An 11691-nucleotide genomic window follows, 5' to 3' on the forward strand; every position below is an offset into this window, starting at 1 on the left:
ATGCTTTTCCCCGGCAGTTGTTCTGAATAGCGCCGCCATTGTAAAATACTAATTTAGAAAGAATTTGTAGCGAATTGCTGCGACGCTGCTTGAGGATCCAACGCGGCACAGATCGCGGAGATGATCGCGACTCCTCGAGCCCCCGCCTTTTCTACGGCATCCACATGCTGGGCCTGCAGGCCGCCAATAGCCACGCTGGGTAACGGGCTTATCGCGGCCAATGCTGCCAGACCATCAAACCCCAGCGGCGATTCATGATCGCTCTTGGTAGCAGTAGCGAATACCGGTCCCAAGCCTACATAGTCGAGTAGCGACGTATCCGCCTTTGCCAGCTGTTCTGCAGTATTGATGGATAGCCCCAAAATGGCATCCGAACCCAGCGCCTTGCGGGCTGCGGCGGCGTTGCCGTCGGTCTGGCCGATATGCAGGCCATCCGCATCGGCGGCCAGGGCCACTTCCAGCCGGTCATTGATGATCAGTGGCACGCCGCTGCCGACGAGTGCCTTTTTCAGCGCCTTGGCCTGCTCGATCAGTTCCGCGTCCGAGGCGTGTTTATCTCGTAGCTGAACCATGGTCACCCCGCCGCGCACGGCCGCCATCACGGTCTCGACAAGGCCACGTTCGGCGCACATTTTGGGGTCAGTGATCAAATACAGGGATAAATCAAAGGTCATCGTCCATCTCCAGGCGCAGGCGGTTATTGAGCTGTGCGTCATTCAGGTTGTATAAGGCGTCGATAAAGGCCACGGCGAAGCTACCGGGGCCGTTTGCGCTTTCGCCAGCGATCTCACCGGCGACGCCATAGCAGGCCATCGCCGCCAGGGTGGCGTCGAAAACATCCTCGGCTCCGGCGATAAAGGCGGCGACCACGCCGGTTTGGGCGCACCCCAGCACGGTAATACGCGGCATCAGCGCATGGCCGTTGGCGACTCGGGCCTTTCGCTTACCGTCGGTGACGAAGTCCACCGGGCCGCTGACCGCCACTACGCCGCCGCTGCGTGTGGCAAGCTCGATGGCTGCCTGTTCCGCCGCTTCCACCGGATCGGCGCTGTCCACGCCACGACCACCCATGCGTTCGGAGGCAAGAGCAATGATTTCTGATGCGTTTCCGCGAATCACGCTGGGATTCAATGCGACGAGTTCGGCACCGATCCGGCGACGAAACGCTGTGGCACCTACCGCCACCGGATCGAAGACCCAAGGCGTGCCAGTTTGATTGGCAGCGCGGGCAGCAAGCTGCATGGATTCGACCCATTCTGCGGACAGTGTGCCGATGTTCAGGCTCAATGCATCCGCAAGGGCGGCGAACTCCTCGACTTCTTCTTTGGCATGCACCATGGCAGGGGATGCGCCGATGGCCAACAGCACATTTGCCATGACGTTCATGGCAACATGGTTGGTGATGTTCTGCACCAGCGGTGCATTCTGGCGCATACGCGCAAGATGGGACGGGCAATCGAACATATGGCTGCCTCCGGGCGGAGACAGGTCGGGACATTTCCGCGACTTCCTCCGCCAGTATTAACTGGTTCAGGTTCCGAGGGTGCTTCTCAGCCGGCTTTCGGTTAGTGCATGAAGCCAGCGCCCCTGTCGTGGCGTTACCTAAGCATGTCGTCGCGAAGCTGTCAAAGCAGGATCGAAGGCGAAATCGTTTGCCTCAGATACTGCCGGATGCTAACAAATGCTTAATGTTTTCTTGCTAATTATATTGCGTCATCAATCATGTCCTGCATGATTGGCACTTGTCTTCCAGTCGTCATAGGCTGTTAGGAAGGCCGTCATATATTCATGACGGCAGTGTTCACGCGCCCAGGCAAGGGCGTCAATGCGGAGGAAATCGCAGATGAGTCACAGTAACGTGGCCGAAATCATCGTGGAAACCCTGGCTCAGGCCGGTGCAAAGCGCTGCTACGGCGTGGTCGGCGATACCATCAATCAGTTTACCGATGCCATTCGACGCAGCGATCTTGAGTGGGTGCATGTGCGCCACGAAGAGGTGGGCGGGTTTGCCGCCGGCGCCGAGGCCTACATGACCCGGGAGCTTGCCTTGTGTGCCGGCACCTGTGGCCCGGGCAGCCTGCACTTCGTCAATGGGCTGTTCGATGCCCACCGAAATGGCTCGCCGGTGGTGTTCATTGCTTCTCAGATACCCACTAGCGAAAGCGGCGTCGCCTTCCCTCAGGACGTCGATCCCGTTCCCATCTACGAGCAGTACAGCGTGTTCTGCGAGACCATCATCAATCCCGATCAGGCACGGCGCATGACGGCGCTGGCCGCCCAGGCGGCCCTGGCCAAGAACGGCGTGGCGGTGCTGGTAGTGCCTGGGGATCTGTTTACCCAGACCCCAAGCCAGGATCTGCCGTTTCGCGCCCACCGGGTCAACCCGGTCATCTATCCCAACGAGCTGGAGCTAGCACCGGTGGTGGAACAGCTCAACAAGGGCGGCAAGATTTCCATCTTTGCCGGCTCCGGCTGTGAGGGGGCGCGAGAGGAGGTCATGGCCTTGGCGGCCAGGCTCAAGGCGCCCATTGCCTGGACCTCTCGAGCCAAGGATTTCATCGAACCGGACAATCCCTTTGAAGTTGGCATGACCGGGGTGTTTGGTCTAGCCGGCGGATTCCATGCGGTAGGGGAGTGCGACACGCTTATTCTGTTGGGCTGTAACTTCGCCTGGGGACAGTTCTATCCAGAAAAAGCGACCATCATTCAGGTGGACATCGATCCGCAGCAGCTGGGCAAGCGCCATCCGGTGGACATTGGCCTGATGGGCAGTGTGCGCGGCACCTGCGCAGTGCTGACGCCGATGCTCAAGGAGCAAACCAGTACCAAGTGGTTGGATAGCTGCCGCAAGCAATACCACAAAGCCCTGGAGAGCACGGCCCACGAGTCCAAGGATGATAATCTGATTCATCCCCAGGAGCTGACTCTGGCCCTCGATAAGCTGGCGCCGGATAACGCCTTCTTCACTGCAGACGGCGGCAGCCCCATGGTGTGGATGCTGCGTCACATTCGTACCCGCGGCCAGCGTCGTACCCATGCGAGTCTCGTGCACGGCACCATGGCCAACGCCTACCCCCAGGCAATCGGCATTCAGAAGGCCTTTCCCGATCGCCGGTGATTGCCATGTGCGGCGATGGCGGTATGACCATGCTGATGGGGGATCTGCTGACTCTCAGACAGGAGAAGCTTCCGCTCAAGCTCGTCGTTTTCAATAATAGCACCCTGGGCTTTGTCGAGATCGAACAGAAAGTGGAAGGGTTACTGGACAGCTACACCAAGCTCGAAAATCCGCATTTCGACAAGCTGGCTGAAGCATTGGGCTTCTGGGGGCGGCGCGTAGAGCAGGATCACGAGCTCGAGGGCGCCATCGCCGAATGGCTGGCTCAGGACGGTCCGGCGCTGCTTGATGTGAAGGTCAACCCCATGGAGCTTGTCATGCCGCCGAAGGTCGAGGCCGGCCAGGTTGCCTCCACGGCCATGTACTCCACCAAGGCGGTATTGGATGGGCGTATGGAGGATGTGGTCGACCTGGTGAAAAGCAACTTCCTGAAACGGTAAATCAAGGCAATATGTTCAACCGGGCGCCGTCTGGCGCCCGGGCATTGCTAATAGTAACGCGGTATGTTCATTTTTTACGACAAGTGTCAAAAATATACTATGATGGGCTGTTCGCTTGCCAGAATGTGGCGTCTGTACTGCACTAAGAGCCTGTTTGCGATCGTTGCGATGTTCTCATTCGCCGGTTCACACTGTTCTTGATAGCCCAGACTTGATAACCCATAGAGAAGGAGCCCTCATGACACTTAACTTGAAAGATTCAAGCTTGCTCAAGACCCAGGCCTATATTGACGGTCAGTGGGTCGATGGCGATGATGGCGAAACGTTTGACGTGATCAATCCCGCTACCGGTGAGGTGATCACCCAGGTGGCAAGCGTAGGGGCCAACGAAACCCGGCGCGCCATCGAGGCGGCCCAACGCGCCATGCCCGCCTGGCAGGCCAAGACCGCCAAGGAGCGGGCAGCGATCATGCGGCGCTGGTTCGACCTGATGATGGAGAATCAGGACGACCTGGCGGTGATCATGACCAGCGAGCAGGGCAAGGTGCTGGCCGAATCCAAGGGTGAGGTGGCTTATGGCGCCTCTTTCATCGAATGGTTTGCCGAGGAAGCCAAGCGCATCTACGGCGACGTGATTCCTACTGTGGCCAATGATCGTCGCCTGATCACCATTCGCCAGCCGGTAGGGGTCGTCGGGGCGATTTCACCCTGGAACTTCCCCAATGCCATGCTGGCGCGTAAGGCCGGGCCAGCCTTGGCAGTGGGCTGCACCTTCGTCATGAAACCCGCCAAGGAAACGCCGCTGTCGGCACTTGCCATGGTGGAACTGGCCGAGCGCGCCGGTGTGCCCAAGGGCGTGATCAACCTGGTGGCCGGCAAGAGTGCTAGTGCCATCGGCAACGAGCTGACCAGCAATCCGATCGTGCGCAAGGTCACCTTCACCGGCTCCACGGCCGTTGGCAAGCAGCTGCTCAAGCAGGCGGCGGATACCGTCAAGAAGGTCTCCATGGAGCTGGGCGGCAACGCTCCGGTCATCGTCTTCGACGACGCGGACCTGGACAAGGCCGTGGCCGGCGCCCTGGCGTCGAAGTACCGCAATGCGGGCCAGACCTGTATCTGTGCCAACCGCATTCTGGTGCAGGACAGCATCTACGACACCTTCGTTGAGAAGTTCACCGCCAAGGTCAACGAGTTCAAACTCGGCAACGGCCTGGAAGACGGCGTCACCATGGGCCCCCTGGTGAACGAGGACGCTGTGAAGGGCGTGCAGGAACTGGTCGAGGATGCTCAAAACAAGGGTGCCAAGACCGTCACCGGCGGCAGTCCTGCGGATAACGGCGCCTGCTTCTATCAGCCCACGGTGCTTACCAACGTCAACAAGGACATGCGTCTGTTCAAGGAAGAGATCTTCGGACCGGTCGCGCCCATCTTCCGTTTCAAGGACGAGGCCGAGGCCATTGCCATGGCCAACGACACCGAAGTCGGTTTGGCCTCCTACATCTACACTCGGGACATTGGCCGCGCCTGGCGCGTCTCAGAAGGGGTGGAATACGGCATGGTGGGGGTCAACGAAGTCGGCATCACTAGCGAAGTGATCCCCTTTGGCGGCATCAAGGAGTCAGGTTTGGGCCGTGAAGGCTCCAAGTACGGCGTCGATGACTATCTGGAGATGAAGTATATCTGCATGGGTGGCATCGAAAGCTGAGCCGATCATCGCTAGATGGCCAGGGAAAGCCGACGAGTGATCGTCGGCTTTCATCGTTTAGTGGCTCTTTGTATGGCAAAGAGCGCACATTCCCTCTTTACTGAAGTCGTCCGTAACCCTGACAGGAGATTTTATGAGTACGTCACCCAGCCCTTCACTTAGCCCCAAGCTGCAACCCTGGTTGGATCAAGTCAACGTGTTGATCGAGCAGCAGCGTCAGGCCGGGGCATCCTTTTCCCCGATCAGTGCCCGGGAGGCCCTGGCCTACGTGACCATGACCCTGGTCACCCAGCGACCTGAACTTCCCTGGGTTGGCGATGTGATGATCGATGCCGGCGGGTACCCGGTGCTGGTTCGTATTTACGATCCGGCGCCAGAGACACCCAAGCCGGTGTGCGTCTATCTACACGGCGGCGGTCATGTTGCCGGTGGGGTGACGGTCTATGATTCGATCTGTCGCAAGCTGGCCAAGGCCAGCGGTCATCTGGTGGTGTCAGTGGAGTACCGCCTGGCGCCAGAGTGCCCGTATCCGCTAGCCGTCGACGATACTCTAGCGGTTCTCAAGCATCTATGGCCGGCGCTCGAAGCCAAGCAGCGCAACGTCATCAAATCGCTGACGGTGGCGGGGGATTCCGCAGGAGGCGCTTTAGCGGCGACGGTCAGCGCCCGGTTGCAGGATGACGACAGCATTCCACTGCATCGACAGATCCTTATCTATCCAAGTCTTGATTACACCTTGTCGTATCCCTCCGTGCAGGAGCTGGGGCAAGGCTATTTTCTGGAAGAAGAGCGTATTCGCTGGTATTTCGATAGCTATTTTCGCGAGGGTGGGGATCGTCGCAACGCCTCGGCGCTGTTCATGCCCATGACGAAGACCTTGCCGGATACGTTGGTCATTACCGCCGGTTTCTGCCCGTTGCGGGATGAGGGGTTGGCCTATGTAAAACGGCTTGAAGAAGCCGGCGTGATGTATCGGCATCATCATTTTCCAGACATGCTGCACGCCTTTCTCAATATGGAGGATTTGGTGCGCGAAGAGTGCGACGAGGCGTATCAGGTGATGGGTGAGTTCCTGAACGCTGAATGATCAATCGCTGAGTACCAATTCGCGCTGTGTAAGAAAACCAACAACCTCGTTCTGAGCCAGCGGTTTGCTGAAGAAATAACCTTGCATCGTATGACAGCCAAGCTTGCGTAAAATAGCTACTTGCCGGGCGGTTTCCATGCCCTCGACGACACAGCCGATCCCCAGGTTGCGGCATAGATCGACGATGGTACGAATGATGTCCCTGCTGGTGTCCCGGGTCTCGATATCCGTCACGAAACTACGATCGATCTTGATCGTATCCAGTGGCAGACGGTGCACGTAGCTGAGGCTGGAATAACCGGTACCGAAATCATCGAGGGATATTTTCGCACCGAGAGCCCTGAGCCTGCTGATCGATTCATGGGCCTGATCGAAATCCCCCATGAGCGCGGACTCGGTCACCTCGAATCCAATACGAGTCGGCTCGACGCCGCTTTCCTCGATGACCCTGATGATTCCGGATATTGCATTCGGCGAGATAATGTCGCGTACCGATAGATTGAAAGAAATATAAATATCCTGGGGCCAGGTTGCGGCTGCTGCCAGGGCCTTGCGAAGTAGCGCCTGGGTGAGGGTATTGATCAGCTCGGTACGCTCCGCAATTGCGATGAAGACGTCCGGTGGTATGGCACCAAGTTCAGCATGGTGCCAGCGGGCGAGGGCTTCGAAGCCTACGGGTCTTTGACGCTGAATGTCGAATAGTGGCTGAAAATTCAACGACAGCTCTTTATCCAGATCCGCGCAGCGCAGCGCCTGTTCGATAAGGCTACGGGTACGAATTTCGGTTTCGTGGGATTTCGAGAACACGGTGGGCTTGCCGCGCTGCGACCCTTTAGCATAGTTGAGCGCATAGTCAGCTCGTTCATAAAGTACTTCTGGGGTCGTACCGGCTTCCGGGTACAAGGCGAATCCTGCCGAGCCCGAGACATTTGCCTGAATGCCCGGCATGGAAAAGGGCACCTGTAGTGCCGCGCATACGCGTTCACCAAACGCCATGACCTCGGCCGTGCCGCTAGTATCAGTGAGCAGCACGCCGAACTCATCACCGCCTAGTCTAGCCATCACGATCGTTTCACTGGACAGTGCTTTCAGGCGCTTGCCGGCATCCTTAAGGACGCGGTCACCGATTGCATGACCGTAAATATCGTTGATCGCCTTGAACCCATCCAGATCGATGACGCCTACCACGAATGCCCTCTTTTCATGTCGCGCGCATCCTAGAAGCCTATCAAGCTGGTGAAAAAAGTAGCGTCTGTTAGGGAGGCCTGTGACATTGTCTACATTGGCGAGTCGATAGTTTTCATCACTTAGTCGTGCGGTTTCGCTCTGACTATTGATCATTTTTTCGAAATCCGTCGATACGACGAATACGATATAGACCATCGCGCCACTCACCAACAGTAAATTGACTCCTACCGCTGAGAAGACTGAATCTTGGGTAAAGATTAAAAATATTGAATAGGGAACGGCAATTGTAACCATCATTGTCAGAGCCGCAGCCCTTAGATGCATAAGGCAAAATATCACGCTGATTGTGGTAATCGTGACGAACAGCACCGCCAAGCTCTTGGTGTAAGCGTCTCCATAACTGTAAAGGGCAAAGGTCCAGACAAGATAGATGATACCAATGATGTCGCCGGCGACCACAACACCGTAAAGTCGCCAGATCGCTTCCTTGTCACTCATTAGACGACCGCTGGATCTGAGCCAGACCACTACGCGTAGTACGCATATTCCGGTTAGAAAGATAGGGAATATCACCGTCAACATTAGCGGCGCCATTCCATGGAAGTTCCAGGCAAGCGTCAGCGCATTGATGCTAAGAATGAAATACAAAAGCGGCACCTGCTTCGAGAATGCCTTCATTTGGGCATGCAGGAGCGCCGAATTCTTGGTGTTTACCTTGAACGGCACGATTAGCGCTTTTGCTTTGCCGGCAATACTTCCTGGTGTGCGTCCTTTGCTTGAGGCATTGGGCCGCACCGACTCGCTATCGCCAAGCGCTCGGGCTTCGCCTGCTCGCTCATCGCCTTCATCAGGCAGAGGCTTGGTCAAATGACACATATCTCGCTCCGATACCGCTTATAAAAAGAGGGTTACTAAATAGGCATATCGGCCAGCATTATTCCTGGCTTTAATCCTTCTTGGCTTTGATTCAATACGCTGCTGTGCCGGTTATAATCGACGCAGAGGCCACGCAGATTGGGGCCTGGATCTTTGCAGACATGAGGATTTGCGGTGTACGATTTTATTATCATCGGTGGGGGCATTCTCGGCATGTCTACCGCCATGCAGCTTATTCAGACCTACCCCGATTGCAGGATGCTGCTGATCGAGAAGGAGAGCGGTCCGGCGCGGCACCAGACCGGTCATAATAGCGGGGTGATTCATGCCGGCGTCTACTACACGCTGGGCAGTCTCAAGGCGCGTTTTTGTTTCGAGGGTAATCGCGCCACCAAGGCGTTCTGCGAGGCCCATGACATCGCGTTCGATGTGTGCGGCAAGCTGTTGGTGGCCACCAACGATATTGAAATGCAGCGCATGCACTCGCTATGGGAGCGCACCGAGGCCAATGGTTTGGAGCGTACCTGGCTTGAAGCGGATGAGCTGCGCGAGCGGGAGCCTAACATCACTGGGATCGGCGGTATTTTCTTTCCCTCCAGCGGCATCGTCAGCTATGGCGAGATCGCCGCGGCCATGGCGCGGGAGTTCGAGGCAGCCGGAGGCGAGATTCGCTATTCCACGGCGGTGACCGGTCTTGAGGAGCATGCCAATGAAGTCGTGGTGTCGACGGATCAGGGTGAGTTCACGACCCGCCATCTGGTCTCCTGCTCTGGATTGATGGCGGATCGCGTGGTACGCATGCTGGGTCGTGATCCGGGATTCACAATATGTCCGTTTCGAGGCGAGTACTATCGGCTGCCGCCAGAGTACAACCGCATCGTCAATCATTTGATCTATCCCATTCCCGACCCAGCGATGCCGTTTCTCGGCGTACATTTGACTCGCATGATCGATGGCAGCGTCACGGTGGGTCCCAACGCCGTGCTGGCGTTCAAGCGCGAAGGTTACAAGAAAAGCGATATCTCCCTTGCCGACAGTGCGGCGATGCTGACCAACCCCGGTATCCTCAAGGTGCTGCGAGCCAATCTGCGCCCGGGCCTGATGGAGATGAAGAACTCGCTGTACAAGAAGGGCTATCTTGCTCAGGTGCAAAAGTATTGTCCGAGTCTTACCGTGGACGATCTTCAACCTTATCCGGCAGGGGTGCGTGCTCAGGCGGTCTCGCGCGACGGCAAGCTGATCGACGACTTCCTGTTCGTCAACACCAAGCGCACCGTCAACGTGTGCAACGCACCCTCACCGGCGGCTACCTCGGCGATTCCTATCGGTGCGCATATCGTCGACCAGGTCAAGGCGCAGGTATGTTCTCGCTGACTGGTTAACATTCATTTGGCAGGTACCAACTCGGTAGCCAAGGAGAAGTTGCGCTTCAGCACACTTGTCTCGGGATTCCCATTGAAAAAGTCATAGGGATAGTAGCCGTAGTTGTCGATACCCGCCTGCTCAATAGTTTCCATCCAGTCGGCTAGCTGCTGACTGGGAATGGGTGTTTGATTACGCCAGTCCTGAGACTGCAGCTCGAAGATCAGTTTGTTGGCAGGCACTTTGTCGAGGGATCTGGCAACGAGCATTTCAAGCCAGGCATCCGTATCAGCTGCGCCTTCCAGGTAGGGCATGGCCATCACGACGACGTAGTCGTAAGCACGTCCGAAAGATTCAACATCCTGGGCAAACCTACGCTTGCTTTCAGGGTTCAGGATGGGCTGTGCATAGATGTTGCGTGCCGTCTTGAACGGATAATTGTCGAGCATGCGATAGTGGTTGGCCTGCCTGGCCAGCACCTGAGTAAAGTTAATCAGGAAGTCGGTCTTGCGCTCAGTCCAGCGCGTCATGGAAGCTTCTTGCTGGCGAATTTCACTGATCGTGCCAGGAAGCCCCCACTTTTGGCGGTACCACGCCAAGGCTAGAGGATTGGCATCCTCGAAATCGCTGAGAAAAGCGTCATCATGAAATAGGATGCCGTCGAATTTGGTATGCAAGCCCAGATCGCGGTAAATGTCATGAATGATAGTGCGATTGCGTTCGACATACGGTGATAGACGCAGATACTGCTCTTTGTTGGGTTTTCCGGTACGCACGTCGGTAACGTAGTTGTGATCCTTCCCCAGATCGAAGGCCATCACCGGCATCCAGGCATAGACCTTGACACCTGCGCGCTTCTTGAGCTGCCAGGCCACGCGGTTGAATAGATCCGCCTTGACCGGCAGGTGGTCATTGGGAAAATAAAGCGCTTCAGCAACGCCGTCACCGTTCGCATCCGCAAAGGCCTGTAGATAGACAGTACTGATGCCCTGAGTCTTTATATTGTCGAGTAGCTTGCCAAGGTTGCGACTCTGCTGCGCTTCGTCTGCATCGTAAACATAGTCTAGATCGACGTGCACCACGCGTTCGGTCTTGCGATCCCAGGTATGCCCACTCAGGTATTCCTGGAAGGCCGTTATCAAGGTTTCCTGATCGACTAGATAACGCCCTATGGCGTGGGTGTTTTCATTAATGGTGTTGACCTTACCCTGCAAGGTGAAGGTATGCGGCATGCCTTCGTCTTCGGCGATCTCGCGTGCGGCGTTGCTATAAGCGCCGTAGGGCCAAAAGAGTGTTCGCGGGGCTTCACCTAGCTCGTGCTCGAGCTGCTGGCTTGCCTTGGCAAGATCGTCGCGAATGCGAATGTTGTATTCCTTTTCACTCTCATAGCCTTGTGCTGTCCATTCAAGGGTGGCCGCCGCAGGTTGCTCATTGCCTTGGGGATTGCCGATGACACCGTAGTGCAAATTATAGGTATGAGAGGCTACTTCGATTAAAGGAGAGTCGTGTAGCTCACGAAGCTGATCCCAGCTCAGGAAGCGGTCTCGAGGCAACATGATATTGCCGTAAGGCACTCTGCCACCCTCGGGCACCTCAAGCCAGCTACCCACCGGCGCAATCAATGCCGGATAGTCGTATAGCTTGAGCAGCGGAAAGACGATGTCGTAGACGCTGCGATAGCCATCGTCGAAGGTCAGAAGCACCGCCTTGTTCGGTAACGGTCTTTTGCCTGCCTTGGCATCGAGAATTTGCTGAAAACTGATCGGTTGGTAGCCCAGCTCATCAATCAGATTGAACTGCTGGACCAGCTTGTCTCGAGTAATGGTCTGCGGATAGATCTTCAGGTTGGGCGTCTGAATGACATCGATAATATCGTGGTAACTGATCACGCTGTATTCGATGTTTTCTTGTGCAG

The 11691-nt window shown here is 56.5% G+C and carries 7 protein-coding genes, 1 pseudogene and 1 riboswitch; of the genes and pseudogenes, 4 read left to right on the forward strand and 4 right to left on the reverse strand.

Features of this window, described 5'->3' with window-relative positions:
- Positions 1-53: 53 nt before the first annotated feature.
- Together thiE and thiM are read right to left on the reverse strand one after the other, a co-directional pair.
- Complete coding sequence (thiE, locus tag CH74_RS00880; RefSeq protein ID WP_048305585.1) at positions 54-674, reverse strand: thiamine phosphate synthase; 621 nt, start codon at positions 672-674, stop codon at positions 54-56.
- Positions 664-1464 carry a hydroxyethylthiazole kinase gene (gene thiM / locus CH74_RS00885; RefSeq protein ID WP_048305586.1) on the reverse strand — a complete coding sequence of 267 codons (801 nt, stop codon included), beginning with the start codon at positions 1462-1464 and terminating at the stop codon, positions 664-666. The genes thiE and thiM overlap by 11 nt, the downstream gene beginning before the upstream one ends.
- Before the next feature lie 26 nt (positions 1465-1490).
- Positions 1491-1599, reverse strand: a riboswitch (TPP riboswitch).
- 244 nt (positions 1600-1843) lie between these two features.
- Between thiM and CH74_RS00890 the strand changes: the two are divergent.
- The 3 genes and pseudogenes from CH74_RS00890 to CH74_RS00900 all read left to right on the forward strand — a co-directional run bounded on the left by CH74_RS00890 (position 1844) and on the right by CH74_RS00900 (position 6350).
- Positions 1844-3558: pseudogene (locus CH74_RS00890) on the forward strand (thiamine pyrophosphate-dependent enzyme).
- A 238-nt stretch (positions 3559-3796) separates the two neighbouring features.
- Complete coding sequence (locus CH74_RS00895; protein WP_048305587.1) at positions 3797-5263, forward strand: NAD-dependent succinate-semialdehyde dehydrogenase; 1467 nt, start codon at positions 3797-3799, stop codon at positions 5261-5263.
- Positions 5264-5396: 133 nt separating this feature from the next.
- Positions 5397-6350 (forward strand): alpha/beta hydrolase, encoded by a 954-nt coding sequence (locus CH74_RS00900; RefSeq protein WP_048305588.1) that lies wholly within the window; start codon positions 5397-5399, stop codon positions 6348-6350.
- On the opposite strand, the gene CH74_RS00905 is transcribed toward CH74_RS00900, so the two are convergent.
- Positions 6351-8414 (reverse strand): bifunctional diguanylate cyclase/phosphodiesterase, encoded by a 2064-nt coding sequence (locus tag CH74_RS00905; protein ID WP_082140228.1) that lies wholly within the window; start codon positions 8412-8414, stop codon positions 6351-6353.
- Positions 8415-8588: 174 nt separating this feature from the next.
- Between CH74_RS00905 and lhgO the strand changes: the two genes are divergently transcribed.
- Positions 8589-9788, forward strand: coding sequence for an L-2-hydroxyglutarate oxidase (lhgO, locus tag CH74_RS00910; RefSeq protein WP_048305589.1), 1200 nt, complete (start codon positions 8589-8591; stop codon positions 9786-9788).
- Positions 9789-9799: 11 nt separating this feature from the next.
- Here lhgO and pgaB read toward each other — a convergent pair whose 3' ends face one another.
- The gene (gene pgaB, locus CH74_RS00915) at positions 9800-11665 is read right to left on the reverse strand and encodes a poly-beta-1,6-N-acetyl-D-glucosamine N-deacetylase PgaB (RefSeq protein WP_253272874.1); all 1866 of its coding nucleotides are present in this window, start codon (positions 11663-11665) and stop codon (positions 9800-9802) included.
- Positions 11666-11691: the final 26 nt, after the last annotated feature.

This window comes from Halomonas sp. PR-M31, from assembly GCF_001039575.1.
Classification (GTDB): Bacteria; Pseudomonadota; Gammaproteobacteria; order Pseudomonadales; family Halomonadaceae; genus Modicisalibacter.